We start from the raw sequence: 26,443 nt of genomic DNA, 5'->3' as shown, positions 1-26,443 counted from the left end.
GCTAAAGCCCGGCATCCTCCAGCACCGCGCGGCGCAGATCGGCGATACCGGCCTTGGTCTCCGACGAGGTGATCAGCAGTTCCGGATAGGCGGCCGAATGCTTGCGCGCCTCCGCCAGGGTGGCGGTCACGACCTTCTCCAGCTCGCTCGGCTTGATCTTGTCGGCCTTGGTCAGGACCAGGCGATAGACCACCGCCGCCTCGTCGAGCGTCGTCATCATTTCGAGGTCGGGCGGCTTGATCCCGTGGCGGCTGTCGACCAGCAGCAGCACGCGCTTGAGCACCACCCGCCCGCGCAGGAAATCGCGGACCAGCCGCTGCCACTTCTTGGCCACTTCGGGCGGAGCCTTGGCGAAGCCGTAGCCGGGCATGTCGACCAGCCGCAGCCTGGTCGGCTCGCCCAGCTCGAAGAAGTTCAGCTCCTGCGTCCGCCCCGGAGTGACCGAGGCACGGGCGATGCTCCGGCGCCCGGTCACCGCGTTGAGCAGCGAGCTCTTGCCGACGTTCGAACGGCCCGCGAAGGCGATCTCGGGAAAGTCCGCTTCGGGCAGAAACTGGAGCGACGGCGCGCTCTTGAGAAACTCGATCCGCCCCGCGAACAGCAGCCGCGCGCGTTCGGTTTCGTCAGGATCGCTCACCGCCCGCGCGGCTTGGGCTTGCGCGGGGTCGTTGGACGCGGGGTGCTCGGGCGCGGCGCGGGCGTCGGCTTGGCCAGCGCAGCCGCGGCCGGCTTGTCCCGTGCTGCCGCCCGCGCCTTGTCCTGCGCGTCCTTCTCGCCTTGCGCCTTCAATTGGGGATGGCGTTTATAGAGATACCATTGCTGGGCGATGGTCAGGATGTTCGAGGTGATCCAGTAGATCAGTAGCCCCGCGGCGAACGGTGCCATCACGAACATCATCATCCACGGCATGATCTTGAAGACGATCTCCTGGCTGGGGTCCATCGGCGCCGGGTTGAGCTTGAACTGGAGCCACATGGTGAAACCCAGCAGCAGCGCGAGCAACCCGATCGCCAGGAAGCTGGGCGGGGTGAACGGCAGCAGCCCGAACAAGTTGACGATGTGCAGCGGATCGGGCGCGGAAAGATCCTTGATCCACAGCGCGAACGGCTGGTGGCGCATCTCGATCGCCAGCGTCAGCACCTTGTAGAGCGCAAAAAACACCGGAATCTGCAGGAAGATCGGCAGGCACCCGGCCAGCGGATTGACCTTCTCCTCCTTGTACAGCTCCATCGTCTTCTGCTGGAGCGTGGCCTTGTCGTCCTTGTAGCGTTCCTGCAGCGCCTTCATCTTGGGCTGGATCGCGCGCATCGCGGCCATGCTGGCGAACTGGCGCTGGGCGACCGGGAACATCAACCCGCGCACGATGAAAGTCAGGCAAATGATCGCCACCCCAAAGTTGCCGATGGTGCGAAACAGCCAGTCGAGCAGCATGAAGATCGGCTTCTCGAACCACCGGAACCAGCCCCAGTCGATCGCCAGGCTGAAGTTGGTGATGCCCGCATTTTCGTACGCGGTAAGCACCGCGTTTTCCTTGGCTCCCGCGAACAGGCGGGTGGTGCGGACGATCTGGCCTCCGGGGGCGAGCGCGACCGGGCGGTAGAGCAGGTCGGCGCGGAATATGTCGCCGCCCAGCGCGCGGAAGTCACCGCTGGCGGGCGCGCTGGCATCTGGGATCAGCGCCGACATCCAGTAGATATCGGTGAACCCGATCCAGCCGGGGTGTCCGGCAGGCGAGATCGTGCCGGCGGGAGCTTCGCGGACATCCTTGTAGTTGTTCGAAAAATCGACCGATCCGGCGAACGCGCCGAGTGGACCCGAATGGACGTTCCAAGTGTCCAAACTGGCCGTCTTGTTGGTGCGATTGACCAACGCGAACGGGCGCACGACGGTCGGCGCGGCACCGCGGTTGGCGACAGTTTGGGTCGCGGTGATCATGTAATCAGCGTCGATCGCGAAGCGGATCGCGAAGCTCTGCCCGGTGGGGTTGTCCCAGCGCAAGGTGACCGGGGTCTGCGGGGTCAGGCGTGTGCCCTCGGCGCGCCACACGGTGCGCGCGTCGGGAAACTGAACGCCTTCTCCGACCCAGCCGAACTGGGCGAAATGCTGCGCCGGGGTGCCCGCGGGCGAGAACAGCCGGACCGGGCCTGAGGTCTTGGCCAGTTCGGCGCGGTGGCTCGTCAGCGAGAGATCGTCGATCACCGCGCCGGTCAGGTTGATCGATCCGGTCACTCGCGGTCCGGCGATCGGGACGCGCCCGCCGCCGGCCAGCGCGGAGTCGAGGTCCTGCTTTTCCAACGCGATGTCGGCGGCGCTGGTCAGCCCGCCCTCGCGGGTAGGCTTGGCCGGGGCGCCCGGCGCGACGGGCGCGGGGGCGTTAGCATTCGTCGCGGGGGCAGATGCGGCTGGCTTGAGCGGCTGCGGGTAGAAGTAGCGCAGCCCGGCGTCCCAGCCGAGCAGGAGCAGCCCGGTGAGCACCACCGCGAGGATCAGGTTGCGCTGGTTGGTCAAGGATGCCGTCCTGTGGATGTGTCGCTGAGCAAATGGGGGACCGCGATCGCGCGATCAAGGCACGGGCCAACCCCGTCAGGGGACGGGATCGTAACCATGCCCGCCCCACGGGTGGCAGCGCATTAGCCGCTTCGCCGCAAGCCAGCCACCCCTAATCGCGCCGTGCCGTTCCAGCGCTTCGATCGCGTATTGCGAGCACGACGGGGCGAAGCGGCACGATGGCGGCAGGACGCGCGAAGGTCCAAGCTGCCAGCCGCGCGCGATCAGGATCAGCAGCTGCTTCATTTGGCGGGAGGCTTGCGTCGGCGCAGCGGGTCGCCCTTGCCCGCAGTGGCCCGGTCCAGCGCCGAGATCAATTCGCCGCGCAGCAGAGCGAAGTCGCGCTCGATGCCGCCTTCGCGGCCGATCAGCACGTGGTCGGCACCGGCGATCCCGTGAACGGGCAACAATTCGCGCACAAGCTCGCGAAACCGCCGCTTCATCCGGTTGCGGATCACCGCGCCGCCGATCTTCTTGGTCACGGTGATGCCGAAGCGCATCGCGCCGTCATCGGCGGCGTCGCGGCGGACGAGCAAGACGAAACCTGCCCGCGCAACGCGCAGGCCCCGGTTGGCGGCGAGGAAATCGGAACGCTTGCGAAGGACCGCAAGCGGCGGCGGCGAAGAGTCGCTCAGGCGCTCAGCTTGATGCGGCCACGGGCGCGGCGGGCGCGTAGGATCTTGCGGCCACCGGGCGTCGCCGAGCGGGTGCGAAAACCATGACGGCGTGCCCGCACGAGGTTGCTGGGCTGAAAGGTGCGCTTCATCGGATCTCTCGAATCGGGTCTGCGGCGACGGTTGCCGCCAAATCGAGGCGCGCCGTTAGGTCAGCAGCGGCTTAAAGTCAACGCGGCTGCGGCGTATCAATCCAGCGGCGCGTAGCGGGCGAACTCGTCCTTGCTCAGCCACAATGCGTCGTCGTGCGGCACCGCGTTGGTCATCGCATAGAATGCACGGGCCTGCCCGTCGCTCAGCCCCATCTCGCGGTAATAGGCGAGATAGGCGAGGTTGACCGGGTCGTTATCGGCCACGTCGCTGGGTTCGAGCCCGTCGCTGTCCTGCCACGAATGCACCGCGAACTGCGCCCCGGCTTCGGCGTGGCGGTGCCGGCCTGCGAGGAACAACTCGACCGCGCCCGAGCGCACCGAACCACCTTGCGGCACATAGGTGTCGAGCCCTGCGCGGCGGATCATTCGGCCCAGGCGTAGGTTGGCGGTATCGTCGCTGGTGCCCGGGCATTCGACCATCTCGATGGTGCGCAAGCCGGGAAACGCGATCAGCATTTGGGCAAAGGCGCGCGGGGTTGCGGTGTCGGTGACGTCGACCAATGCAGCGCGGCCGGAATCGAGCACGCGGAACGGACCATATGCGGCGATTGCCTTAAGGCTTGTGGCATCGGACCGGCCCTCCGCGACGAAACGCTCGCCGCCCGGATCGCCTAGCGGGGTCTCCTGGACGACCTCGACGCTTATGGTCGCCGCCTCTTGCGCAAGCGCGGGCACGGGCGAGAGCGCGGCAAGGATCAGGGCGAACCGAAGCATCGCCCGGTCAGCTAACGCCTTGAGGTTAATTCGTGTTTAAGCCGGGGCGGATCAATCGGCTGGGCGCGGTCTCGACTTGGTCCGCGCCGCGATGCATACCCGCGTGGCGACGGGGGCGCACGAATGGTCGCACTAGTATCGACGGTCGCCTACCTCGGGCTCGAGGCGCGCGCCATGGAAGTGCAATGCCAAGTCGGCCCCGGCCTTCCCGGCTTTTTCCTCGTCGGGCTGCCCGACAAGGCGGTCGGCGAAAGCCGCGAACGGGTCCGCGCCGCGCTCTCCGCCCTGGGCCTCGCGCTGCCGCCCAAGCGGATCACGATCAACCTTTCCCCCGCCGACCTGAGGTATGAAGACCGCCGGGAACATCAGGTTTTCCATTTCAAGGTAACCCAATCAAGGTAATTTCCCGCCCATAGCCCGGCTCGCCGCGGTGGGTGGCGCGGCGGTAAGAGTAGAAGCGGGCTTCGCCGGCGTATGTGTCGAGGCCAAGCCTTTCGATGGTGCCGACCCCCGCCGCCGCTAGCCGCATCGCGACGTAGCTTTCGAGGTCGAACCAGGCGTGGCCCGCGCGGCCCGGCTTGAAGAAGCGGGCGTTGTCCGGAGCGAAGCGGTCGACGAACGCGGCGTCCACCTCGTAGCTCGCCTGGGCGATGCAGGGGCCGATGGCGGCGGCGATGCGATCGCGCCGGGCGCCGAGCGCTTCCATCGCGGCGACCGTCGCCTCGCATACCCCGCCGAGCGCGCCTTTCCATCCGGCGTGCGCCGCGCCGATCATGCCTGCCTCGGCATCCGCCAGCAGCACCGGCGCGCAATCGGCGGTGAGCACGCCGAGGAGCAGGCCGGGACGGTCGGTGACCAGCGCGTCGGCCTTGGGCCTCGCATCGTCGGGCCAGGGTTCGGTGACGGTGACGACGTCGGGCGAATGGACCTGGTGGACGGTTACCAGCGCCGCGCCGGGCAGCACCGCTTCGACCGCGCGGCGGCGGTTTTCGGCGACGGCGGCGCGCTCGTCGTCCGACCCCCAGCCGACGTTGAGGCCGGCGTGGATACCGGTGGAAACCCCACCGCGGCGGCCGAGGAAGCCGTGGGGGATTGACCCGAGGCAAGAGGCGCGGATGACTTCGACGGGTTCGGTCACACCTGGCTTACCCCTCGACGCGAGCAGTGATTGAGGTGGAGTCGTGTTCTATCCATCCAGGCTGCGCGTGACCTGCTCGCGGGTATCGCGGCTCAGCCCGGTGAACGCGGCGATGCGTTCCAGCTCGCCCTTCATCAGCGCCGCGCGGCCAGGTTCCATCCGCTTCCATCTGCCCAGCGGCGGAACGAACCTAGCCGCCGTATTCGAATTCAGCGGGTCCAGTTCCAAAATCAAATCCGCTATCAGTTTGTAGCCCGCGCCGTCAGAGGCGTGGAATGCCTGCGGGTTGGCGGCGAAGGCCATGTACAGCGCGCGCACCCGGTTCGGGTTGGTCATCGTGAAGTCGGGGTGCTGGCGCAGCGCCTTGGTCTGGGCGAGCGCATCGGGGTGGAGCGATCCGGCCTGGAGCGAGAACCACTTGTCGATCACCAGCGCGTTGCCCGCGAACCGGTCGTGGAACGCCTTGAGCGCATCCTCGCGCTCGGGACAATCGAGCCCGCACAGCAACATCAACGCGCCCTGGCGGTCGGTCATGTTGTCCGCGGCGTCGAACTGCCCCTTGGCCCGGCGGATCGCCTCGGGCTTGTCGGCGGGGGCGAGGTAGACCAGCGCCTGGGTCTTGAGCTTTCGCGCCCCCGGGCCTCGGCCGACAGGCTGTATGCCACCGCGCAGCAACGGTCGTGCAGCGCAATCAGTTCGGACTTGAGTGTCGTCCCGAGCCAGCCCTTGAGCGCCTCGCGCGCGGCGTGAATCTTTGCGGGTTCGTTGACGAGCAGCTGCTCTGACAGATAGGTCTCTCCCGGCAGGATCACCAGCTCGCCGCGCATCAGGTCGTCGAGTTCCGGGTCGGCGAGGATCGCGCGGAAGGCGTCTCCGATATCGCGGCGGCCGCTGTCGATGGCCTCGCCCGCGACTGCCCCGGTGACGATCCCGACCAGATGCTGGACCACAAGCTGCTGCATCGCCTCGTAGCGCGCAAACGGATCGTCGTCGTGCTCGGCGAGGAACAGCAAATCCTCGGCGGGCGGCTGGGTGGCGATGGCGATGGGGGCGGAGAAACCGCGGTTGATTGATATCACCGGGGCCTCTTTGAACCCGGTGAAGGTGAAATCGGCCTGCGCTTCGTCGAGCACCAGCAGTTCCTCGCCACGGTTTGCGCCCGATTTACGGTCGAACAGCGCGGTGCGCAGGGGGATCGGCATCGGCGCCTTGTCGGGTTGGCCGGGGGTGGGCGGGACGCTCTGCCGAATCGTGAGGGTTACGTCGCCGCTCGCCGTATCGTGCCTCGATTCGACTTCGACCCTCGGCGTCCCGGCCTGCTCGTACCAGCGGCGGAATTTTTTGAGGTCGAGCCCAGCGCCGTCCTCGATCGCTGAGACGAAATCCTCGCAGGTCGCGGCTTCGCCGTCGTGGCGTTCGAAGTAGAGGTCGGTGCCCTTGCGGAAGCGCTCCTTGCCCGCCAGAACAGTCATCATCCGGATCACCTCGGCGCCCTTGTTGTAGACGGTCGAGGTGTAGAAGTTGCTGATTTCCTGGTATGAATCGGGCCTGATGGGATGTGCCAGCGGACCTGAATCCTCGGGAAACTGGACCCCGCGCAGGATCCGCACGTCCTCGATCCGCTTGACCGGGGGTGAGCCGCGGTCGGCGCTGAACTGCTGGTCGCGCAGCACAGTAAAGCCTTCCTTGAGGCTTAGCTGGAACCAGTCGCGGCAGGTCACGCGGTTGCCCGACCAGTTGTGGAAGTATTCATGGCCGACGACCCCCTCGATCGCGTCGTAGTCGCCGTCGGTCGCGGTATCGGGATCGGCGAGGATGTAGCGGGTGTTGAAGATGTTGAGGCCCTTGTTCTCCATTGCCCCCGCGTTGAAGTCGGAGACCGCTACGATGTTGAACACGTCGAGGTCGTACTCGCGGCCATAGGTGTCCTCGTCCCACTTCATCGATGCGATCAGGCTGGTCATTGCGTGATCGGTGCGTGTCTCGTCGCCGGGGCGGGTGTAGATCGCCAGATCGACCTTGCGCCCCGACATCGTCGTGAAGCTGTCGCGGTTGGCGAGCAGTTCGCCCGCGACCAGCGCGAACAGGTAGCTCGGCTTGGGCCAGGGATCGTCCCACTGCGCCCAGTGGGTGCCGTCGCCATCGCGTGCGAAATCCTCGCCCGTCGCGACCTCGTTGCCGTTGGCGAGCAGCACGGGGAACTTCGCCTTGTCCGCCGCCAGCCGCACCGAATACTTGCTCAGCACGTCGGGGCGGTCGGGGAAGAAGGTGATCCGCCGGAAGCCCTCGGCTTCGCACTGGGTGCAGAGCATTCCGTTCGAGGCGTAGAGTCCCGAAAGCTGGCTGTTAGTCGCGGGGTGGATGCGGGTCTCGATCTCGATCGTGTGCTTGTCGCCGGGCAAGTCGATCAGCAGATCGTCGCCGTCCATCGCCCATGAATTGAAGTTGCGCCCGTCGAGGGTGAGCGCGGTCACCTGAATTCCGTCGCCATTGAGGCGCAGCGTGGCGCTGCCGTCTCCGGCCGGGTTCCTCTCGACCGCCAGCGTAGAGCGTACCCGCGTGGTTTCGAGGTCGAGCGCGAAATCGAGCGCGATGGTGGGGACCAGCCACGCCGGGGCCTTGTAATCCTTGCGCTGGATCATCGTCGGTGCGGGGGGCGGGGCCGCATCCGCAATTTGGACATTGCCGGGCGGGGTCGAGGGGTGCTGGGCGACTTCGGTCATGGCTGCGTACTCTCTCCCAAACCCGCCCTTCACGAGCGAATTCGAGGGATCGCGCGCAAGGTTGATTCGTTGCGCAGCGTGTCTCGACTTCGCTCGACACGAGCGGGATAGGAGTTAGGCCGCGACGGCACGAACCGCAATCGGGGGAATCGGCCAAACTATGCCGCAAATGCTGATCTTCGGGCTGGGCTACACCGCCAAAGCGCTGGCGGCCCGTTTGCGCGGTATGGGGTGGACGGTCCGCGCTACCGGGCGTGACGGCGATTGCGATTTCGCCGCCCGCACCGCGGTCGAGTCGGCGTTGCTCGATTCGAGCCATGTGCTGTCATCGGTTCCGCCGGATGCCGCCGGCTCCGATCCGGTGCTGGACGCTTTCGGCGCGGCGTTGGGGGGAAGGTGGCTGGGCTACCTCTCGTCGACCGGGGTCTACGGCGATACTGGCGGAGCGTGGGTCGACGAGATGGCACCGATCGGCACCGGCCGCCGCACCGCGCGCAGCGAGGCCGATCTCGCTTGGCAGGCCTTGGGGGCCAGGGTGTTTCGCCTGCCCGGCATCTACGGACCGGGCCGCAGCCCACTCGAACGTGTGGCGAGCGGGGCGGCGCACCGGATCAACTTGCCGGGCCAGGTATTCAGCCGGGTCCATGTCGCCGACATCGTCAGCGGGGCGATCGCCGCGCTAACTGCGCCGTCGGGGGTGTACAATCTCGCCGACGATCTGCCCGCCAGCCAGAACACAGTGATCGAGGAAGCCTGCCGCCTGCTCGGCCGCGCGCCGCCGCCGCTGCTATCGCTAGGACAGGCCAACCTCTCGCCGATGGCGCGCGCATTTTATGCCGAGAACCGGCGGGTGGCGAACGGCAAGGCCAAGCGCGTGCTCGGCTGGCGGCCTCTATATCCGAGCTACGTCGACGGCCTGCGCGCGCTTAGCGCCACCGCCATGCCGCTCAGTGCCACGACGACCCCGGCGACCGCCAGCGCCGACCAGCGATAGCCCTCGAACAGCGTCGAAAGCGTCATCGCCACGATCGGCACCACCACGTTGACATAGCCGCCCTGCGCCGCACCGATGTCCCGCAGCAGGCGGAAATAGAGCGGGAACGCCGCGACCGATCCGACCAGCGCGAGGTAGGCGACGCCCAGCGCGTAGCCCAGCCGGGGCTCGAACTGAGGCGGACCCGAAATCGCCCACGCCAGCACCCCGTTGACCAACGCACCCCACAGCAGGGCCCAGGCTAGCAGCGTGAAGATCGGCAGCCGCTCGGCCGCGGGAGTCGACTGCAGGACGTTGGCGCTCGAGGCGCAGAGAATCGCGGCGAGCGTCATCGCGGTGCCGAGCCAGACGTTGTCGCCTGCGAAGCCAGCGCGCTGCGTCTCGTTGATCAGCAGCAGTGCGATTCCGATGATCGCGATCCCCGAACCGGCGAGGAAGCGTGCGCTCAGCTTGCGCCCCAGGAAGACCCGGCCGAGCATCGCGTTGTAGGCGAAGAGCAGCGTGAAGACGATCGCCACCACCCCCGAGGTCAAGTGCTGCTCGGCGCGGTAGACCAGCTGGAAGTTGAGCGCGAACTGCGGCGCGCCGATCAGCAACGCCAGCAATTGCCCGCGCGAATCGAGACGAAGGGGATTCTTCCGCCACCTTGCCAGCGCGAACATCGCCACCGTGGCGATCGCGAACCGCCAGGTCACCGACCAGCCGGGAGGAACGGTGCCGAGCTGGTCGCGGATTACTAGCCAGGTCGAGCCCCAGATCAGGCTGAGCAGCACGAAGGGAATCACCACGCGCGGGCGCCAGTGCGGCGCGGCTTGCGCGGGCGCGGCGGTCACAGGGTGCGGATCGCTTGGTCGAGTGCGGCGACGTGGGCGGGATTGCTGTTCCAGCTCGTCACCAGCCGCGCCGCGCCGGGGTTGCCCGGAGGTGCGGGCCAGTCGTAAAAGTCGAAACCCTGTGCGCGCAGCGCAGCCGCTTCAGCAGGGGCGAGCGATACGAAAATCTCGTTGGCCTCGACCGGGTGAAGCAATCGGGCGCCGCAGGCCGCGGCGATCTCCTTGGCGGCGGCGTTGGCGGCGCGGGCGTTGGCCAGCCACAACTCGCCCTCGAGCATCGCCAGAAGCTGTGCTGCGGCAAAACGGCCTTTCGATTGGAGATGCCCCGCGCGCTTGCGGCGGTATTTGACCAGATCGGCGAGCGCGGGGTCGAACAGGACCAGCGCTTCGGCGTTCATCCCGCCGTTCTTGACGCAGCCGAAGCTGAGCGTGGCCGCGCCCTTGCAGGCCTCGATGGGCGCGCAGCCGAGGTGCGCGATCGCGTTGGCAAAGCGCGCGCCGTCGATGTGCAGGCCCAGCTTTCGCTCGTTCGCAAATGCCGCCAGCGTGGCGATTTCGGCGGGCGTGTGGACCCTCCCGTACTCGGTCGCCTGGGTCAGCGAGAGCGCGTGCGGTTGAACCTGGTGAACATCGTTGCGGATCGGCGCGACGGCGGTCGCCAGCGCTTCCGGCGTCAACTTCGCGCCCTCGCCGTCGACCAGCAGCAGCTTGGCGCCGTGGGTGTAGAACCCTGGCGCGCCGCCCTCGTCGATCTCGATATGCGCCTCGCGGTGGCACAGGATGCCCCCGTGCGGCGGGCAAATCGCGGCGAGCGCAAGACAGTTTGCGGCGGTGCCCGTGGCCACCCACAGGGCCGCGCATTCCACCCCGAACAAATCGGAAAACGCGGCATCGAGCCGCGCCGAAAGGGCATCGCCGTCATAGGCCGTATCGGGCGCATCCGCGGCCTTGAGCGCCTCCCAAACCTGGGGGTGGACCGAGGCGGCGTTATCCGAGAAGAAGCGCATGGACCCGCTGATAGGGTTCGCGCGTTGGCGGTCAAGCACAGGAGATTTCATGGACGGCACGACCATTACTCGCCACGACCAAGGCGCGCGGGGGGAATATCATGCAGTGGTAGCGGGCAGCGACGCGATCGGACGGCTGACCTATCAGCGGCGCGGAAAGACGCTGATCGCCGACCACACGCTGGTGCCGTCAGAAATCGGCGGGCGGGGCGTCGCGGCCAAGCTGGTCGAGGCGCTGATCGCCGACGCCCGCGAAGCGGGCGACAGGATCGTCCCCCAGTGCAGCTACGTCGAAGCCGCGTTCCGCCGGCATCCCGATTGGGCGGAGTTGCGCGCATGAGCGAGACCACCGCGTTTATCGAGCGCCAGGGCGGCCCCGAAGTCATCGAGTGGCGCGAGGTCGAACTGCCACCTCCCGGTCCTGGCGAAGTGCGGATGCGCAACACTGCGGTCGGTCTCAACTTCATCGACACCTACCACCGCGGCGGTCTCTATCCGGTCACGCTGCCCTCCGGGCTGGGCATGGAAGCGGCGGGCCTGGTCGAAGCGGTCGGCCAAGGCGTGACGGGGTTTGCGCCAGGCGACCGGGTTTGCACCTTCATGGGTCCGGGCGCCTACGCCACCGCGCGCAATCTTCCTGCCGCGGCGCTGTTTCGTATTCCCGACGGCGTAAGCGACGAGATCGCCGCCGCCGCGCTGCTCAAGGCCTGCACCGTCGAGGCGCTGGTCGAGCGTTGTGCGCGGGTCGAGGCAGGTTGGCCGGTGCTGGTGCACGCCGCCGCGGGCGGGGTCGGGCTGGTGCTGGTCCAATGGCTGAAGCACGTGGGCGCGAAGGTCATCGGCACGGTTTCAACCGACGCCAAAGCCGAGGCGGCGCGGGAGGCAGGAGCCGAACACGTCATCCGCTACGATCGCGACGCGGTCGCGCCCAAGGTCCGCGAACTGACTGGGGGCAACGGTGTGCGCGCCATCTTCGACGGTGTCGGCAAGGACACGTGGCAAGCCTCGCTCGATTCGGCCGCGCCGCGGGCGATCATCGTCAGCTTCGGCAACGCCTCGGGCGCGGTCGAGGGCGTCAATCTGGGCGTGCTGGCACAGAAGGGCTCGCTATTCGTCACCCGCCCGACGCTGTTCGACTATTACCGCGTTCCCGGCGAAGCCGCCGCGGGGGTGGGCCGGGTGTTCGACTTGATCCGCAATGGTGTACTGACGGTGACGATCGGTCAGACTTATCCGTTGCGCGAAGCGGCGCGGGCGCACCGCGATCTCGAAGCGCGCTCGACGACGGGATCGACGATCCTCATTCCCTGAAGGAGAACGCCGTGACCATCATCGTCGGTCTGGGGGGCAGCCTGCGCCGGGCGTCGTTCAATTCGGGTCTGCTCCGCGCTGCGGCCCAACTCGCGCCCGCCGGGAGCACGCTGGCGGTCTACGGCATCGCCGGAATCCCCCTCTACGACGGCGATCTTGAGGAAGCCGAGGGGATTCCGTCCGCCGTGGCCGGACTCAAGGACGCGATTGCCGCAGCAGATGGCTTGCTGATTGCCACTCCAGAGTACAACTCGTCGATTCCCGGCGTGCTCAAGAACGCGATCGACTGGCTGTCGCGTCCCAACAGCGACATCGCTCGCGTGTTCGGGGGCAAACCGGTCGCGCTGATCGGCGCTTCGCCGGGCGGGTTCGGCACGGTTCTATCGCAGGCGGCGTGGCTACCAGTGCTGCGGCAGTTGGGAGCGGCACCCTGGTTCGGAGCGCCGCTGACCGTGGCCCGTTCGGGCAAACTGTTCGATGCCGATGGCGACCTGACCGACGGCGAAACACGCGAGCGGCTCGCGGCGCTGCTGGTGAAGTTTGTCGCTTCGATCGAACAGGGAAATGGTGCTGCTGGGGAGGATTGAACTCCCGACCTCAGCCTTACCAAGGATGCGCTCTACCACTGAGCTACAGCAGCCAACCATTTCCGCTTTTTCGCCAACTGCCTTAGGCGAGTGGCGGCGCGCTATTGCGGGCGGGCCTGGGCTTTGTCAAGCTGGGGCCATGGCAGACGACCCGCCCAGGCCTACGCGCGAGGAACGCCTTGCCGCCGAACTGCGCGCCAATCTGCGTCGCCGCAAGGAACAGGCGCGAGCCTTAAGGCAAGGCGCCACGCCGCCGGACCCTTCCCAAAGCGGCCCGTGACCTTTAGGGCCTCTCGCTCCCCGCCGACCGCCACGGAGCCCCAATGCCGCGCCTGATCCTGATCCGCCACGGCCAGTCGCAGTGGAATCTCGAGAATCGCTTCACCGGCTGGTGGGACGTCGACGTGACCGAGAAGGGTGCCGCCGAAGCGCGCGCAGCGGGCGATCTCCTGGCCGCGAAGAACATCCTGCCGACATGCGCGTTCACCTCGCTTCAGACCCGGGCGATCAAGACGCTGCATCTCGCGCTGGAGGCCTGCGGGCGGTTGTGGGTGCCCGAAACCAAGAGCTGGAAGCTTAACGAGCGTCACTATGGCGGGCTGACTGGCCTCGACAAGGCCGAGACCGCCGCGAAACACAGCGCCGAACAGGTTCACATCTGGCGACGCAGCTTCGACATTCCGCCACCGCCGCTGGAGCCGGGCAGCGAATTCGACCTGTCATCTGATCCGCGCTACGCGGATGTCGCGGTGCCTGCGGCGGAAAGTCTCAAGGACACTATCGCCCGCGTCCTGCCCTATTACGAAACTGAGATTGTGCCCGCGCTGCGCGGCGGGGAAACCGTGATCGTCTCGGCCCACGGCAACTCGCTGCGGGCACTGGTCAAGCACTTGTCGGGAATCTCCGACTCGGAGATCCCGAATCTCGAAATTCCGACCGGGCAGCCGCTCATCTACGAATTGGCCGACGACCTGGCGGTGTCGGACCGCTACTACCTCGCCGAACGCTGAGATTCTTTGGGGGCAGGACATGGGGCAGCCGCTGGTCGCGATCGTGATGGGCAGTCAGTCCGACTGGGCGACGATGAGCCGTACCGCCCAGGCGCTTGACGCGCTGGGCGTCGCCCATGAGGCTAGGATCGTCTCGGCGCACCGCACTCCCGACAGGCTCGTTTCGTTCGCCAAGGGCGCGGCGGCGGCGGGGTTCAAGGTTATAGTCGCCGGTGCGGGCGGGGCGGCGCATCTGCCGGGAATGGTGGCCAGCATGACCCACTTGCCGGTGCTCGGCGTGCCGGTGGAATCAAAGGCGCTTAAAGGCCAGGATTCGCTTCTGTCGATCGTCCAGATGCCTGCCGGAATTCCGGTGGGCACGCTGGCCATCGGCGAGGCGGGGGCGACCAACGCCGGGCTGCTCGCGGCGGCGATCCTGGCGATAGCCGACCAGGCGCTGGCGGAACGGTTGCAGGCCTACCGCGCCGCGCAGACCGCTGCTGTCGTCGATCGGCCCGAATGACCAGATGATCGCTCCGGGCGAAACCATCGGAATCCTCGGGGGCGGGCAGCTCGGGCGGATGCTGGGAATTGCCGCGGCGCAGCTCGGCTATCGCGCACATGTCTACGCGCCCGAGGCGGACAGCATCGCAGCCGAAGTCTGCGGCGGATTCACGTGCGCGGGATGGTATGACGCCGAGGCGTTGGCCAAGTTCGCGCGCGACTGCGCGGTGATCACCTACGAGTTCGAGAACGTGCCGGTCGCCCCGCTCGCCGCGTTGGGCGAGGCGAGCGTGCTGCCGCATCCCTGCGCGCTGGAAATCGCGCAGGACCGGCTGGCCGAGAAGCGGTTTGCTCAAAACCTCGGCGGGGTGCCCGCGGCCTACGCCGAAGTCGATTCAGCCGCCGAGCTGACCGTCGCGATCGAAGGCATCGGCGCGCCTGGTATCCTGAAGACGCGCCGCGACGGGTACGATGGCAAGGGGCAGTGGCGGATTGCCTCGCCCACGGACGCCGCGGCGCTCGACCTGCCCGCCAAGCCACTGATCTACGAGGCGCTGGTCGATTTCATCGCCGAATTCTCGGTGATTCTGGTGCGCGGCGCCGATGGCGACATCCGCTTCTGGGACAGCGCCGAGAACGTCCACAAGGGCGGCATCCTGTCGCGCTCAAGCGTTCCAGCCAGCGGGGCGGTCACTTCGCAGATCCCCGCCGCGCGTGATCTCGCGCGCAAGGCCGCCGAGGCGCTCGACTACGTCGGCGTGCTCACGCTAGAATTCTTTGCCACCGCCAGCGGTCCGGTGTTCAACGAGATGGCCCCGCGCGTCCACAACTCGGGGCACTGGACGATCGAAGGCGCGCTCACCAGCCAGTTCGAGAACCACATCCGCGCGATCTGCGGCCTGCCACTGGGCGACACCACGCTCGCCGCCAAGGGCGTGGAGATGCGCAACGTGATCGGCGATGCCGCGGAAGACTGGGCGGCAATCCTCAGCGATCCCGCCAATCACCTGCACCTTTATGGGAAAGCCGCGGCGCGCCCAGGCCGCAAGATGGGCCACGTGACAAGGTTGACGTTGTGACGAAGCCTATCCCCGGCCTGTTCCTGGTCGTCGCCCGCGCCACCAACGGCGTGATCGGCAATGCCGGCGGCCTACCCTGGAAAATTCCCGCCGACATGCGCCGCTTCCGCCAACTCACCCTCGACAAGACCGTGATCATGGGGCGCAAGACCTTTGAGAGCCTGCCCGGCACGCTCCCCCGTCGCCGCCATGTGGTGATCACCCGCGATGCCGAGTGGTCGGCCGAGGGGGTGGACGTCGCGCAGGACGAGGAGTCGGCCCTGTGGATCGCCGATGCGGGCGATAACGACGTCGCGGTGATCGGCGGCACGGAAATCTTCGCGCTGTTCGAACCGCTCGCGACGCGGATCGAACTGACCGAGATCGACGCGCCGATCCACGGCGACACCACGATGCCGGGGTTCGATCCGGCGCGCTGGCGTGAGGTGAAGCGCGTGACGCAAGAGCCGCTGGAAGGCGAGCCGCCCTACGATTTCGTGACGTTGGAGCGCGTTGGGTGAGGCTGGATCACCGCAATCCGATGCCCGACGCCTTGCGTCGGGCGATCCTCGCGCTGGGCAACTTCGACGGGTTTCACCGCGGCCACCAGGCGGTGGTCGGCGAGGCGATCGAATGGGCAAAGTCCGAGAACCGCCCGGCGATTGTCGCTACGTTTTCGCCGCATCCGATCCGCCACTTCGTGCCCGATGCGGCGCCGTTCCGGCTCAGTTCGCTCGAGCAGCGCGAGGACTGGTTCACCGCCGCTGGCGCGGCCGCGATGCTGGTGTTCCACTTCGACGCTGCCTTCGCCGAGCTGACGCCCGAGGAATTCGTCCGTTTGCTGGGCGAGCATATCGGCGCGGCGGGGGTGGTGACCGGCGGCGATTTCACGTTCGGTAAAAACCGCGGCGGCGACATCGCGATGCTGCGCGGGTTGGGTGCGGGCTATAGCTTGCAGGTCAGGACCACCGCACCGGTGATCGACAACGGAGCGCCAGTCTCGTCCACCCGCATTCGCAAGGCGCTCAAGACGGGCGATTGCACCGAGGCGACCCGGTTGCTGACCCGCCCCTTCGCGATCCGCGCCGAAGTCCAGCACGGCGACAAGGTCGGGCGGACGCTGGGCTATCCCACGGCCAACCTTGCGATGTACGGCTTCATCCGGCCGCGCTATGGGATCTATGCGGTCACGGGAAAGCTGCCCGACGGCCGGATGCTGAAGGGCGCGGCCAACCTGGGGGTGCGACCGACGTTCGATCCGCCGAAGGAATTGCTCGAACCATACTTCTTCGACTTTGCCGAGGACCTCTACGGGCAGGAGATCGAGGTCGCCTTCGACCACTTCATCCGTCCGGAGGCGAAGTTCGATTCGCTAGACGACCTGAAAGCTCAGATGGACGCGGATTGCCAAGAGGCCCGGCGGCTGCTCGGTTGAGGGTTCACACGAAGACACGAAGGCACGAAGATGTCGTGCTGCGCCGCAGTCCGCGTCGATCCCGGCACCGCGATGCGCCCTGGCCGGAATGAACAAGCGGCTTCGCCGTATGCCCAGTCTCTTCGTGCCTTCGTGTCTTCGTGTGACACAAATTGCGCCGCCGCCTCGCCATCGCTAAGGCCCGCGCGCAATGACCGAACCGCGCGACTACCGATCCACCGTCTTCCTGCCGAAGACCGACTTTCCGATGAAGGCAGGGCTCCCCGCCAAGGAGCCGGGGTTTCTCGCGCGCTGGCAAGACGAAAAGCTCTACGAGCGCCTTCGCGAACAACGGCGCGGTCGGGAGCAATTCCTGTTCCACGACGGCCCGCCTTACGCCAACGGCGACATGCACATCGGCCACGCGCTCAACCACGTGCTCAAGGACATGGTCGTCCGCAGCCAGACGCTCCTCGGCAAGGACGCCCCCTATGTCCCTGGTTGGGATTGCCACGGCCTGCCGATCGAGTGGAAGGTCGAGGAGGAATACCGCAAGAAGAAGCGCAACAAGGACGAGGTTCCTCCGCAAGAATTCCGCGCCGAATGCCGTGCCTATGCCCAGCACTGGGTGAATCGCCAGCGCGAGCAATTGAAACGCCTCGGCGTCAACGCCGACTGGGACCACCCCTACCTGACGATGGACTTCCAGGCCGAGGCGACGATCGTTGCCGAGCTGATGAAGTTTGCCGAATCCGGCCAGCTCTATCGCGGGGCCAAGCCGGTGATGTGGTCCCCGGTCGAAAAGACTGCGCTGGCCGAGGCCGAGATCGAGTACGAGGATGTGGTTTCGACGCAGATCGACGTGGCGTTCGAGATCGTCGAATCCCCGATCCCCGAACTGGTCGGCGCGCACGCGGTGATCTGGACGACCACGCCGTGGACGATCCCGGTCAACCAGGCTTTGGCTTATGGGCCGGAGGTTGAGTACGGAATCTACACGGTTGCAATGGGCGCTAGCGGTGTGGGCGACGCTAATCTTGAGGCAGCCCAAGATACCCACCCGCTGAACGACTGGTCCGGCCGCAAGCTCCTGATCGCTAAGGAACTTGAAGGCGAGGTGCGTCGCCGAGTTGATGCGTTGATGCCGCCAATGCCCGACGGAGCAAGACCAAGGCTTGGCTTACTGGAAGGGATCAAGCTGAAAGGCTCGGACCTCACCGGGACCATCGCCCGTCACCCGATGCACCACCTCGGCGGGTTCTTCGCCAAGCCGCGCCCGTTCTTGTCCGGCGATTTCGTCACCACCGACAGCGGCACCGGGCTCGTCCACATGGCGCCCGACCACGGCGAGGACGACTTCGCACTGTGCAAGGCGCACGGGATCGAGCCGGTGTTTGCGGTCGAAGCTGACGGCAAGTACCGCGCCGACTGGGGCTGGCTCCCCGGCCCAGATCCACGTAGCGCCAGCGTCATCAACCCCAAGTTCAACGCCCCCGAAGGACCGATCTGCACGGACTTGCGGGAGAGCGGCGGGCTGCTCGCGGCCAGTGCGGATTACAAGCATTCGTATCCGCACTCGTGGCGGAGCAAGGCCAAGGTCATCTACCGCTGCACCCCGCAATGGTTCGTGCCGATGGATCGACCGATCGACCGCCAGGTGCCGCGTTGCGCCGACGAGGCGGAAATACGCGCCGCGCAGGGCGAGGGCGAGACGCTGCGCGAAACCGCGCTCGCCGCCATCGCCGCCACGCGCTTCGTGCCCGAAAAGGGGCGCAACCGCATCGGCAGCATGGTCGAGGGGCGGCCAGACTGGGTGCTCAGCCGCCAGCGCGCGTGGGGGTGCCCATCACGCTGTTCGTGAAGAAGGGCACCAACCGATACCTCACCGACCCCGCGGTCAACGGACGCATCGTCGCCGCGTTGCGCGAGGGCGGAGTCGACGCCTGGACCGCTACGCGCGCGCAGGAATATCTCGGCAACGACTATGCCGCCGACGATTACGAGCAAGTCACCGACATCCTCGACGTGTGGTTCGATTCGGGCTGCACCCACGCCTTCGTGATGGAAAGCGGGCGCTGGCCCGAGATGATGCGGCCCGAAGGATACGTCGGCCCGCCCGCCGATCTCTACCTCGAAGGGTCGGACCAGCACCGCGGCTGGTTCCAGTCCTCGCTGCTTGAATCCTGCGCCACGCGCGGCCGCGCACCGTACAAGGCGATCCTCACCCACGGCTTCACGATGGACGCCAAGGGGCTGAAGATGTCGAAGTCGGTGGGCAACACCATCGATCCGCTCAAGGTGATGGAGACTTACGGCGCCGACATTATCCGGCTGTGGGCGCTGTCGGTCGACTTCACCGAAGACCACCGCATCGGCGACGAAATCCTCAAGGGCGTCGCCGACCAATACCGCAAGCTGCGCAACACCTTCCGCTATCTGCTGGGTGCGCTGGAGGGATTCTCTGACGCCGAGCGGGTCGAGGTGGCGGCGATGCCCGAGCTGGAGTGCTATTTGCTGGCGCTGCTTGCAAAACTTGATGCGACGCTGAAGCAGGCGGTCGAGGACTTCGACTTCAACACCTACACTCGCGCTCTGGTCGATTTCTGCAACGAGGATCTGTCGGCGTTCTACTTCGATATCCGTAAGGATTCGCTCTACTGCGACGCGGCCGACGATCCCAAGCGCATGGCCTGCCGCACCGTGCTCGATACGCTGTTCCACGCGCTGGTGCGCTACGCCGCGCCAGTGCTGGTCTACACCACCGAGGAGGTTTGGGGCACGCGGTTTCCGGGCGAAGGGTCGGTGCATTTGCTGGAATGGCCCGTGCTGCCGACCGCCCAAACCCTTCGCCGGGATGACGAGTTGATTGAGAACTGGAACGCGATTCGGAGCCAACGAATGTTGGCCAACGAAGTTATCGAACCTCTGAGGCGTCAAAAGGTGATCGGTTCGAGCCTCGAGGTTGAGTACACATATCCGGGCGATCCGGGAGACCTCGACCTCGCCGAGGTCTTAATCGTGTCAGCGGTGCACCAAGGCCCGACGTCAGTCCGCAAGACCGAGCGCCGCAAATGCGGCCGCTGCTGGCGGCACCTGCCCGAGGTGACCGAGGACGGCGCGTTGTGTTCACGGTGCGATCAGGTGGTGGCGGGCATGGACGCGGCGGCATGACCCACCGCGCTTCCGGCTACGCACTCGCGCTCGGCGTGTTTGCGCTCGACCAGCTGGTCAAGTGGCTCATGCTCGCGCCGCTCGCGCTGCGCGAGGTGGGGCAGGTGGTCCTCTTGCCGATCTTCAACTTCACTTATGTCGAAAACCACGGCGTCAGCCTGGGGATGCTGACCGCCGACAGCGACGCGCAGCGCTGGGCGCTGGTCGCGGTCACCGCGGCGATCGCCGTCGGGGTGGCGGTGTGGATCAGCCGCGAGAAGAACCGCTGGGACATCGTCGCGCTCGGCCTCGTCCTTGGCGGCGCGCTCGGCAACATCGTCGATCGCGCGCGGTTCGGTTACGTGGTCGACTTCCTCGACCTCCACTTCGGCGCGTTTCGCCCGTTCATGGTGTTCAACGTCGCCGATGCGGCGATCACCTGCGGGGTCGTGCTGCTACTTGCCCGCTCGCTGCTTTTGCGCGACAAGCCCGCCAAACCTGCCCCAAATTCAGCCGGCGACGCGCCGGCTCCGGAGACTCTTCACTGATGCGCACTCTCCCCACCCTTCTCGTCCTTTCGGCAGCGCTGGCAGGTTGCGGCTCGACCGGGTTCCTCAACCGCGAGCGGCCCGACGAATTCGCGGTCTCACGCCAGGCGCCGCTGGTGGTCCCGCCCGATTTCGCTCTGACTCCGCCCAACCCCGGTGCCCCGCGTCCTCAGGACAACGACGCCAGCAGCCAGGCACTCGACGCGCTGTTCGGCGGACCCGCGCCGCGCAGCCAGGTGGAAAAGGACGCGCTGGGTCGCGCCGGGGCTTCGGCTGCCGGCATCCGCAGCACCGTCGGCGATCCGCAGACCAATACTGTCGCGAAGGGTAGCGTCACCCGCGACATCCTCGCCGCCCCCGAAGGCGACGGCCGCGAGGCGCAGGCGGCGATTCCCGCGCAGGGTTAATCGCCGCCGCCATTCCAAGCCCGCTCATGTCGAGCGCAATCGAGACAACGCCCCGAACCTCGCCCTAGCGCGCGGCGTCTAGACGGTCGGCCGCTGCGCTCCCTGCTCGATACGAGCGAAGGCCGGGACGGCTATTCCGGGGCATCTTCCTCGCGCGCCTTGCGCAACCGGCACACCAGCAGCTTGTCGATCTTGCGCCCGTCCATGTCGACGACCTCGAACCGCCAGCCCTGCTCGTCGAAGCGCTCGCCTTCCTGAGGCAGGCGTTTCATCACCGACAGGACGTAGCCCGCCGCGGTCGCATAATCGCGGTCGTGGGGCAAATCGAGGCCGAGGCGATCGCCCATCACGTCGGCGGGCAACGCGCCCGAGACCAGCAGCGAGCCGTCTTCGCGCTCGATCCACATCGGCTCATCGCCCTCGTCCTGGTGGCTGACGAAATTGCCGGCGATGGCCGAAAGCAGATCCGCCGGGGTCACCACGCCTTCGAGGTGGCCGTACTCGTCGTGAACCAGCGCCATCGCCACGTCGGCGGTCTGGAGCACTCCCAGCGCGTCCATCGCGTCGAGCTGGTCGGGGACGATCGCGGGCTTTCTCATCAGCCGCGTCAGCTGGACCTTGCGCCCGCGCAACAGCACCGCCTGGATGTCCTTGACCTTGGCCACCCCGACGATCGTGTCGATCGATCCGTCGGCGATCGGTATCAGCGAGTGCGGGCTGGCGATCATCGCCGCGCGAATCTCGGCTTCGGTCGCGCGGCGCTCGATGAAATCGACTTCGGTGCGCGGGGTCATCACCTCGCGCACTGGGCGGTCGGCGAGACGCATAATTCCGCTCATGATCGCGCGCTCGCCTTCCTCGATCACCCCGTGGCGGGTGGCCTCGGCGAAGATCATCTGGAGTTCCTCGGCGGTGAGCAGGTTCTCCCCGCCCTTGGCGAAGCCGAACAGGCGCATGATCGTGCTCGACGAACGATCGAGCAGCCACACGAACGGCGCGGTCACCATCGCCACGATCACCATCGGTCGCGCGGCGACTTTGGCGATCGGCTCGGCGGCGCGCAACGCGAGTTGCTTGGGCACCAGTTCGCCTACGACCAGGCTGAAGTAGGTGGTCAGCACGATGACCAGCGCGAACCCGGCCTGTTCCGCATAGCGGTGCGACAGCCCGGCCAATTCCAGGCGCTGGCCGACCGGCCCTCCCAGTCGCGAGCCAGAAAACGCGCCTGCGATGATCCCCACCAGGGTGATCCCGATCTGGACGCTGGAAAGGAACTTGCCTGGATCGGCAGCCAAGCGCAGCGCCGTGGCGGCGCCGCTGCTGCCCTCCTCCGCCGCGATCTTTAGGCGCGCGGTGCGCGCAGAGACAATCGCCAGTTCCGACATGGAAAACAGGCCGTTGAGCAGGATCAGCCCTGCGATGATCAGGACATCGGACCAGGGAAATGGCGTCACCAGGGTGCGCTAGCAGATGTGCGCGACCGTGCGAAGGCCATGGAGGTCGAAGATTTGGGGAACTATTCAGGTTAAGGCCAGTTTTGCTGACTAAACCGACTTCATCTTCGCCTATGTTATACCGTCTGGGTCGCACCGCACGAACCACGAACAAGGAAGAACCCATGCTCTCCACCCGTCTTCTTGGCGCAAGCCTCGCCGCCGTCTCGCTCGTCAGCCTTTCGGCCTGCGTCACCGATCCCAACACCGGCGAGCGCAAGGTCTCGCGCACCGCGATCGGCGGGGTTGGCGGGGCCGTCCTCGGAGGTCTGCTGGGCGGGGTGATCGGCGGCAAGACCGGGCGCATCGTCGGCGCGGGGCTGGGCGGCGTCGGCGGCGCGGTCGTCGGCTATCAGATGGACAAGCAGATCAAGGAACTCAAGGAACAGACTGCGGGTTCGGGGATCGACGTGTCGACGACCGACAATGGCCAGGCGATCCTGGTCAACTTGCCCGACGGGGTGACCTTCGCCACCGACAGCTCGGCGATTTCGCCCAACTTCCGCACCACGCTCGACCAGATCGCACAATCGCTGCGCGACTATCCCAACAGCCTGATAGACGTCTACGGACATACCGATTCGACCGGGTCGGACCAGTACAACCAGGCGTTGTCCGAACGCCGCGCCAAGGCGGTCAGCGACTATCTGACCAGCCGCGGCGTCTCGGCTTCGCGGGTGCGCTGGCAGGGCTTTGGCGAAACCCAGCCGATCGCCTCGAACGATACGGTCGATGGCCGCGCGCGCAATCGCAGGGTCGAGATCAAGATCGTGCCGATCACTCAGGAAGACGTCGCCGCGGCGCGCGGCGGGCAGTAGGCCACGTCGCGACCGGGTTTGCCCGTCCGGTCTTGCACTAAATTATGGGCGCTGGCATCGGGCGGCCTTTCGCAGGAAAGGTCGCCCATGCCGATAACCTCCCGCACGATCGCCGGTCGCGCCGTGAACCCCATCGGGCTTGGCTGCATGTCGCTGAGCTGGGCTTACGGCACCCCGCCGTCGGACGAGGACGGCGCCAAGCTTCTCGAACGCGCGCTCGACCTTGGGTACAACAACCTCGATACCGCGCGCATCTATGGCCTCGGCCATAACGAGACTCTGATCGGCAAGACGCTTGCGGCCAGGCGCAACGAGTTTTTCCTCGCGTCCAAGACCGGGATCATCGTCGATGGCGACAAGCGCCGGATCGATTGCCGCCCCGAAACGATCCGCGCCGCGCTCGACGAATCGCTGCGTCTGCTCAACACCGAACGGATCGACCTTTACTATCTCCACCGCCGCGATTTCACCGTGCCGATCGAGGAGTCGATCGGGGCGCTGGCGGACTTGGTCGCCTCCGGCAAGATCGGCTCGATCGGACTGTCGGAGATGTCTGCGGAGACGCTGCGCAAGGCCGACGCGGTGCATCCGATCGCGGCGATGCAGACCGAATACTCGCTGATGACCCGAAACCCGGAAATCGCGGTGCTCGACGTCTGCCGTGAATTGGGGACGACGTTCGTGGCGTTCTCGCCTGTCGGCCGCGGGGCGCTGGCAGGCGGGGTGCGCGATGCGGGCGCGCTTGGCGCAAAAGACATCCGCCGTTCCATGCCGCGCTTTGGCGGGGAGAACTGGGCGGCCAATCGTGAGCTGCTCGACCGCTTCGAGGCGATCGCCGCGCGCGAGGGCGTGACCCCGGCGCAGCTCTCGCTCGCTTGGGTGCTCTCGCGCGGCGACCATGTGGTGACGATCCCCGGCACCGCAAACATCGCGCACCTGGAAGAAAACATCGCCCGGTGGGATTGGGAACTGCCCGCCGCGGTCAGCGCCGAGCTTGATTCGCTGATCAACCGCGAAACCGTCGCGGGCGGACGCTACGCCGAAGCGATGCAGCGCACGATAGACACCGAGGAGTTCGCGTAGACCTCGGTCCCCCACTGGTCAGCGGCGCGGATCCGAGACTTCGGCCGCGCGGGTCGGACGGTGCGCGGCATCGCTCGACTTCGCAGGGGAAGGGCGGTGTTGGCGGTTTCACCGAAGATCAGCGCCCCAGCTTTTCCGCCCGCTCCGCCAGTCGCTCAACCGCCGCCTCATGGATCGCGGGCGCGGTGACCAGCACGCCGAAGGCGCGCGGATCGCGTTTGTTGTAGGCGAGCGGCTGGCCGAACGCGTCGCTGACCGCGGCACCTGCTTCGCGCGCAATCAGCGTGGCCGCGGCGACGTCCCATTCAAACCCCCAACGCAAGGTGGCGAGCAAGTCAGCCTCGTTGGCGGCCACCATCGCGATCCGCAGCGCGATGGAGTTGGGCTTGTAGACGGTAACTAGATCGGCGTCGGGACCCGGCAGGGCATCGGCGGGAACGCGCGATCCGGCAAGCGCGAGGCGTCGGCTTGCGGTAAGCGCCACCCCGTTGCGCCACGCGCCTTGCCCCGCCTCGGCGCTCCAGAATTCGGGCTCACCCTCGATCAACCGGGCGGGCGCCGCAAGCATCCCGAACAGCGGTCGTCCCTCGCTGACCAGCGCCACGGATACCGCCCAGCCAGGCCGCCCGCCGATGAAATCGCGGGTGCCGTCAATCGGATCGACCAACCAGCACAGTCCGCGTTCGAGCCGCTCGGGATGATCGACGGTTTCCTCGGAAAGCCAACCGGCCGATGGGAGCAGCGCACCCAGTTCGCGCTTGAGGAACGCATCGACAGCGATGTCCGCGGCGCAGACCGGGTTGTTGGGTGATTTGTCCCAGACCTCCAGCGCGTGGCCGTGCCCCGGCCAAGTCGCGAGCGCGGTCGCGCCGGCTTGGCGGACGATCTGTTCGAGGCGGGCACGATCGATCACGGCCGTTGTCGCTTGTGCCTTTTCGTTGCGGCTCGCAAGCCGCAGGTATTGGATTAATCGCGCGGTTAACGCCCCCCCTTTTCAAACGCCGCCCCCTGTGCTTAGGCGCCCTCGCGCCCGCACCGCGCGGGATTCTCATAACTTCCGGCAATCGGGACGCTTGCATGAACATTCATGAATACCAGGCCAAGGAATTGCTCGCCAAAGCCGGCATCGCGGTGCCCGCGGGCTATCCGGCGCTGAACGTGGAAGAGGCGGTCGCCGCCGCAAAGAAGCTTCCCGGCCCGCTATGGGTGGTCAAGGCGCAGATCCACGCAGGCGGGCGCGGCAAGGGCAAATACAAGGAACTGCCCGCCGAGGCCAAGGGCGGGGTCCGGCTGGCGAAGTCGCTTGAAGAGGTCGAGGCCAACGCGCGCGAAATGCTCGGCAACACGCTGGTGACGATCCAGACCGGCGAGAGCGGCAAGCAGGTCAACCGGCTCTATGTCACCGACGGAGTGGATATCGCCAAGGAATACTATCTCGCGCTGCTGGTCGATCGCGCCAGTGGACGGGTGGCGATGGTCGTGTCGACCGAGGGTGGGATGAGCATCGAGGACGTTGCGCACGACACCCCCGAGAAGATCACCACGCTGACCATCGACCCCGCGCAAGGCTTCCAGCCGCACCACGGCCGCGAGGTCGCTTATGCGCTAAAGTTGACCGGCGAGACCAACAAGGCCGCACAAAAGCTGGCGCGGCAGCTCTACGACGCGTTTCTCGCGACCGACTGCTCGATGCTCGAGATCAATCCGCTGGTCGAAACCGTCGATGGCAAGCTCCTCGTCCTCGATGCGAAGATGAGCTTCGATTCGAACGCGATGTACCGCCACCCGGACATCGAGGCGTTGCGCGACGAGACCGAGGAGGACCCCGCCGAGGTCGAGGCCAGCAAGTCCGATCTCGCCTACATCAAGCTCGACGGCAACATCGGCTGCATGGTCAACGGCGCAGGCCTGGCGATGGCGACGATGGACATCATCAAATTGAACGGCGCGTTTCCTGCCAATTTCCTCGACGTGGGTGGCGGCGCGAGCAAGGAAAAGGTCACCGCGGCGTTCAAGATCATCCTGTCGGACCCGGCGGTCGAGGGCATCCTCGTCAACATCTTCGGCGGGATCATGAAATGCGACATCATCGCCGACGGCATCGTTGCGGCGGCGAAGGAAGTGAACCTTTCAGTGCCGCTGGTGGTCCGCCTCGAAGGCACCAATGTCGAGCAGGGCAAGGCGATCCTCGCCAGTTCCGGGCTGGCGATCGTTCCCGCCAACGACCTTGGCGACGCCGCGCGCAAGATCGTGGCCGAAGTAAAGAAGGCGGCGTGAGCCGCACCCGTTTCAAGAAGGA

26 protein-coding genes, 1 tRNA gene and 3 pseudogenes are annotated in these 26,443 nt (G+C 66.6%); 17 read left to right on the top strand and 13 right to left on the bottom strand.

Features of this window, described 5'->3' with window-relative positions; all coding sequences use genetic code 11:
• Nucleotide 1 precedes the first annotated feature (1 nt).
• The 6 genes from yihA to GKE62_RS09995 all read right to left on the bottom strand — a co-directional run bounded on the left by yihA (nucleotide 2) and on the right by GKE62_RS09995 (nucleotide 4,087).
• Entirely contained in the window at nucleotides 2–637 is a 636-nt protein-coding gene (yihA, locus tag GKE62_RS10020) for a ribosome biogenesis GTP-binding protein YihA/YsxC (RefSeq protein WP_154692119.1), read from the bottom strand.
• Nucleotides 634–2,508, bottom strand: coding sequence for a membrane protein insertase YidC (gene yidC, locus GKE62_RS10015; RefSeq protein ID WP_154692118.1), 1,875 nt, complete (start codon nucleotides 2,506–2,508; stop codon nucleotides 634–636). Before yidC ends, yihA begins: the two co-directional genes overlap by 4 nt.
• 75 nt (nucleotides 2,509–2,583) lie before the next feature.
• Nucleotides 2,584–2,793, bottom strand: coding sequence for a membrane protein insertion efficiency factor YidD (yidD, locus tag GKE62_RS10010; RefSeq protein WP_154692117.1), 210 nt, complete (start codon nucleotides 2,791–2,793; stop codon nucleotides 2,584–2,586).
• Entirely contained in the window at nucleotides 2,790–3,182 is a 393-nt protein-coding gene (rnpA, locus tag GKE62_RS10005) for a ribonuclease P protein component (protein ID WP_154692116.1), read from the bottom strand. Before rnpA ends, yidD begins: the two co-directional genes overlap by 4 nt.
• Entirely contained in the window at nucleotides 3,179–3,313 is a 135-nt protein-coding gene (rpmH, locus tag GKE62_RS10000; RefSeq protein WP_154692115.1) for a 50S ribosomal protein L34, read from the bottom strand. Before rpmH ends, rnpA begins: the two co-directional genes overlap by 4 nt.
• Nucleotides 3,314–3,409: 96 nt before the next feature.
• Nucleotides 3,410–4,087, bottom strand: a complete 678-nt coding sequence (locus GKE62_RS09995; RefSeq protein WP_154692114.1) for an alpha/beta hydrolase — start codon at nucleotides 4,085–4,087, stop codon at nucleotides 3,410–3,412.
• Nucleotides 4,088–4,210: 123 nt separating this feature from the next.
• Between GKE62_RS09995 and GKE62_RS09990 the strand changes: the two are divergent.
• Nucleotides 4,211–4,438: pseudogene (locus GKE62_RS09990) on the top strand (magnesium chelatase domain-containing protein); the annotation flags it as partial.
• A gap of 28 nt (nucleotides 4,439–4,466) precedes the next feature.
• On the opposite strand, the gene pgeF reads toward GKE62_RS09990, so the two are convergent.
• Nucleotides 4,467–5,225, bottom strand: coding sequence for a peptidoglycan editing factor PgeF (pgeF, locus tag GKE62_RS09985; RefSeq protein ID WP_154692113.1), 759 nt, complete (start codon nucleotides 5,223–5,225; stop codon nucleotides 4,467–4,469).
• A gap of 48 nt (nucleotides 5,226–5,273) precedes the next feature.
• A pseudogene (pepN, locus tag GKE62_RS09980) lies at nucleotides 5,274–7,867 on the bottom strand (aminopeptidase N).
• 241 nt (nucleotides 7,868–8,108) lie between these two features.
• Between pepN and GKE62_RS09975 the strand changes: the two are divergent.
• The gene (locus GKE62_RS09975; protein WP_154692112.1) at nucleotides 8,109–8,942 is read left to right on the top strand and encodes an SDR family NAD(P)-dependent oxidoreductase; all 834 of its coding nucleotides are present in this window, start codon (nucleotides 8,109–8,111) and stop codon (nucleotides 8,940–8,942) included.
• On the opposite strand, the gene GKE62_RS09970 is transcribed toward GKE62_RS09975, so the two are convergent.
• A complete protein-coding gene (locus GKE62_RS09970) occupies nucleotides 8,852–9,775 on the bottom strand; it encodes a DMT family transporter (protein ID WP_154692111.1) in 924 nt (307 codons plus the stop codon). The genes GKE62_RS09975 and GKE62_RS09970 overlap by 91 nt on opposite strands.
• Nucleotides 9,772–10,782: a low specificity L-threonine aldolase gene (locus GKE62_RS09965; protein ID WP_154692110.1), complete on the bottom strand. Its 1,011-nt coding sequence runs from the start codon at nucleotides 10,780–10,782 to the stop codon at nucleotides 9,772–9,774. The genes GKE62_RS09970 and GKE62_RS09965 overlap by 4 nt, the downstream gene beginning before the upstream one ends.
• 49 nt (nucleotides 10,783–10,831) lie before the next feature.
• On the opposite strand from GKE62_RS09965, the gene GKE62_RS09960 reads away from it, so the two are divergent.
• Genes GKE62_RS09960 through GKE62_RS09950 form a run of 3 tightly spaced genes read left to right on the top strand, consistent with a single transcriptional unit; the run spans nucleotide 10,832 to nucleotide 12,680 of the window.
• Nucleotides 10,832–11,122 carry a GNAT family N-acetyltransferase gene (locus tag GKE62_RS09960; RefSeq protein WP_154692109.1) on the top strand — a complete coding sequence of 97 codons (291 nt, stop codon included), beginning with the start codon at nucleotides 10,832–10,834 and terminating at the stop codon, nucleotides 11,120–11,122.
• The gene (locus GKE62_RS09955) at nucleotides 11,119–12,093 is read left to right on the top strand and encodes a quinone oxidoreductase (RefSeq protein ID WP_154692108.1); all 975 of its coding nucleotides are present in this window, start codon (nucleotides 11,119–11,121) and stop codon (nucleotides 12,091–12,093) included. The genes GKE62_RS09960 and GKE62_RS09955 overlap by 4 nt, the downstream gene beginning before the upstream one ends.
• A gap of 11 nt (nucleotides 12,094–12,104) precedes the next feature.
• On the top strand, nucleotides 12,105–12,680 hold the full coding sequence (locus GKE62_RS09950; RefSeq protein ID WP_154692107.1) for an NADPH-dependent FMN reductase: 576 nt from the start codon (nucleotides 12,105–12,107) through the stop codon (nucleotides 12,678–12,680).
• Here the strand turns inward: GKE62_RS09950 and GKE62_RS09945 are convergent.
• Nucleotides 12,659–12,733 (bottom strand) — tRNA-Thr (locus GKE62_RS09945). The genes GKE62_RS09950 and GKE62_RS09945 overlap by 22 nt on opposite strands.
• An 86-nt stretch (nucleotides 12,734–12,819) precedes the next feature.
• Here GKE62_RS09945 and GKE62_RS18510 point away from each other — a divergent pair.
• The 9 genes and pseudogenes from GKE62_RS18510 to GKE62_RS09905 all read left to right on the top strand — a co-directional run bounded on the left by GKE62_RS18510 (nucleotide 12,820) and on the right by GKE62_RS09905 (nucleotide 20,750).
• Complete coding sequence (locus GKE62_RS18510; RefSeq protein ID WP_195908334.1) at nucleotides 12,820–12,960, top strand: hypothetical protein; 141 nt, start codon at nucleotides 12,820–12,822, stop codon at nucleotides 12,958–12,960.
• A gap of 43 nt (nucleotides 12,961–13,003) precedes the next feature.
• Nucleotides 13,004–13,690, top strand: a complete 687-nt coding sequence (gene gpmA, locus GKE62_RS09940; protein ID WP_154692106.1) for a 2,3-diphosphoglycerate-dependent phosphoglycerate mutase — start codon at nucleotides 13,004–13,006, stop codon at nucleotides 13,688–13,690.
• A 19-nt stretch (nucleotides 13,691–13,709) separates the two neighbouring features.
• Nucleotides 13,710–14,192: a 5-(carboxyamino)imidazole ribonucleotide mutase gene (gene purE, locus GKE62_RS09935; RefSeq protein WP_154692105.1), complete on the top strand. Its 483-nt coding sequence runs from the start codon at nucleotides 13,710–13,712 to the stop codon at nucleotides 14,190–14,192.
• Between the two features lie 4 nt (nucleotides 14,193–14,196).
• Nucleotides 14,197–15,252 (top strand): 5-(carboxyamino)imidazole ribonucleotide synthase, encoded by a 1,056-nt coding sequence (locus tag GKE62_RS09930; RefSeq protein ID WP_154692104.1) that lies wholly within the window; start codon nucleotides 14,197–14,199, stop codon nucleotides 15,250–15,252.
• Nucleotides 15,249–15,752 carry a dihydrofolate reductase gene (locus GKE62_RS09925; protein WP_230206616.1) on the top strand — a complete coding sequence of 168 codons (504 nt, stop codon included), beginning with the start codon at nucleotides 15,249–15,251 and terminating at the stop codon, nucleotides 15,750–15,752. Before GKE62_RS09930 ends, GKE62_RS09925 begins: the two co-directional genes overlap by 4 nt.
• Complete coding sequence (locus GKE62_RS09920) at nucleotides 15,749–16,666, top strand: bifunctional riboflavin kinase/FAD synthetase (protein WP_154692103.1); 918 nt, start codon at nucleotides 15,749–15,751, stop codon at nucleotides 16,664–16,666. The genes GKE62_RS09925 and GKE62_RS09920 overlap by 4 nt, the downstream gene beginning before the upstream one ends.
• 190 nt (nucleotides 16,667–16,856) lie before the next feature.
• Nucleotides 16,857–19,816, top strand: a pseudogene (locus GKE62_RS09915) (isoleucine--tRNA ligase).
• A complete protein-coding gene (lspA, locus tag GKE62_RS09910) occupies nucleotides 19,813–20,343 on the top strand; it encodes a signal peptidase II (protein ID WP_154692102.1) in 531 nt (176 codons plus the stop codon). The pseudogene GKE62_RS09915 and the gene lspA overlap by 4 nt, the downstream one beginning before the upstream one ends.
• Nucleotides 20,343–20,750, top strand: coding sequence for a DUF3035 domain-containing protein (locus GKE62_RS09905; protein WP_154692101.1), 408 nt, complete (start codon nucleotides 20,343–20,345; stop codon nucleotides 20,748–20,750). The genes lspA and GKE62_RS09905 overlap by 1 nt, the downstream gene beginning before the upstream one ends.
• 131 nt (nucleotides 20,751–20,881) lie before the next feature.
• Here the strand turns inward: GKE62_RS09905 and GKE62_RS09900 are convergent, their stop codons facing one another.
• Nucleotides 20,882–22,204: a hemolysin family protein gene (locus GKE62_RS09900; protein ID WP_154692100.1), complete on the bottom strand. Its 1,323-nt coding sequence runs from the start codon at nucleotides 22,202–22,204 to the stop codon at nucleotides 20,882–20,884.
• 164 nt (nucleotides 22,205–22,368) lie between these two features.
• Between GKE62_RS09900 and GKE62_RS09895 the strand changes: the two genes are divergently transcribed.
• Together GKE62_RS09895 and GKE62_RS09890 are read left to right on the top strand one after the other, a co-directional pair.
• Nucleotides 22,369–23,061, top strand: coding sequence for an OmpA family protein (locus GKE62_RS09895; RefSeq protein WP_154692099.1), 693 nt, complete (start codon nucleotides 22,369–22,371; stop codon nucleotides 23,059–23,061).
• Between the two features lie 87 nt (nucleotides 23,062–23,148).
• Nucleotides 23,149–24,144: an aldo/keto reductase gene (locus tag GKE62_RS09890; protein WP_154692098.1), complete on the top strand. Its 996-nt coding sequence runs from the start codon at nucleotides 23,149–23,151 to the stop codon at nucleotides 24,142–24,144.
• Nucleotides 24,145–24,262: 118 nt separating this feature from the next.
• Here GKE62_RS09890 and GKE62_RS09885 read toward each other — a convergent pair whose 3' ends face one another.
• Nucleotides 24,263–25,057, bottom strand: coding sequence for a 3'(2'),5'-bisphosphate nucleotidase CysQ (locus GKE62_RS09885; RefSeq protein ID WP_154692097.1), 795 nt, complete (start codon nucleotides 25,055–25,057; stop codon nucleotides 24,263–24,265).
• Nucleotides 25,058–25,221: 164 nt separating this feature from the next.
• On the opposite strand from GKE62_RS09885, the gene sucC reads away from it, so the two are divergent.
• Nucleotides 25,222–26,421: an ADP-forming succinate--CoA ligase subunit beta gene (sucC, locus tag GKE62_RS09880; protein ID WP_154692096.1), complete on the top strand. Its 1,200-nt coding sequence runs from the start codon at nucleotides 25,222–25,224 to the stop codon at nucleotides 26,419–26,421.
• Nucleotides 26,422–26,443: the final 22 nt, after the last annotated feature.

It is taken from the genome of Novosphingobium sp. Gsoil 351 (assembly GCF_009707465.1).
Lineage (GTDB): Bacteria > Pseudomonadota > Alphaproteobacteria > Sphingomonadales > Sphingomonadaceae > Novosphingobium.
This window is presented reverse-complemented; position numbering and strand designations above follow the sequence as displayed.

Bases quoted from the DNA above. Each gene is read 5' to 3' on its own strand.
- rpmH (WP_154692115.1), bottom strand. From the start codon at position 3,313: ATGAAGCGCACCTTTCAGCCCAGCAACCTCGTGCGGGCACGCCGTCAT.
- GKE62_RS09930 (WP_154692104.1), top strand. From the start codon at position 14,197: ATGATCGCTCCGGGCGAAACCATCGGAATCCTCGGGGGCGGGCAGCTC.
- yidD (WP_154692117.1), bottom strand. From the start codon at position 2,793: ATGAAGCAGCTGCTGATCCTGATCGCGCGCGGCTGGCAGCTTGGACCT.
- purE (WP_154692105.1), top strand. From the start codon at position 13,710: ATGGGGCAGCCGCTGGTCGCGATCGTGATGGGCAGTCAGTCCGACTGG.
- GKE62_RS09975 (WP_154692112.1), top strand. From the start codon at position 8,109: ATGCCGCAAATGCTGATCTTCGGGCTGGGCTACACCGCCAAAGCGCTG.
- sucC (WP_154692096.1), top strand. From the start codon at position 25,222: ATGAACATTCATGAATACCAGGCCAAGGAATTGCTCGCCAAAGCCGGC.
- lspA (WP_154692102.1), top strand. From the start codon at position 19,813: ATGACCCACCGCGCTTCCGGCTACGCACTCGCGCTCGGCGTGTTTGCG.
- GKE62_RS09995 (WP_154692114.1), bottom strand. From the start codon at position 4,087: ATGCTTCGGTTCGCCCTGATCCTTGCCGCGCTCTCGCCCGTGCCCGCG.
- GKE62_RS09890 (WP_154692098.1), top strand. From the start codon at position 23,149: ATGCCGATAACCTCCCGCACGATCGCCGGTCGCGCCGTGAACCCCATC.
- GKE62_RS09905 (WP_154692101.1), top strand. From the start codon at position 20,343: ATGCGCACTCTCCCCACCCTTCTCGTCCTTTCGGCAGCGCTGGCAGGT.
- GKE62_RS18510 (WP_195908334.1), top strand. From the start codon at position 12,820: ATGGCAGACGACCCGCCCAGGCCTACGCGCGAGGAACGCCTTGCCGCC.
- GKE62_RS09960 (WP_154692109.1), top strand. From the start codon at position 10,832: ATGGACGGCACGACCATTACTCGCCACGACCAAGGCGCGCGGGGGGAA.
- GKE62_RS09965 (WP_154692110.1), bottom strand. From the start codon at position 10,782: ATGCGCTTCTTCTCGGATAACGCCGCCTCGGTCCACCCCCAGGTTTGG.
- GKE62_RS09895 (WP_154692099.1), top strand. From the start codon at position 22,369: ATGCTCTCCACCCGTCTTCTTGGCGCAAGCCTCGCCGCCGTCTCGCTC.
- gpmA (WP_154692106.1), top strand. From the start codon at position 13,004: ATGCCGCGCCTGATCCTGATCCGCCACGGCCAGTCGCAGTGGAATCTC.
- GKE62_RS09955 (WP_154692108.1), top strand. From the start codon at position 11,119: ATGAGCGAGACCACCGCGTTTATCGAGCGCCAGGGCGGCCCCGAAGTC.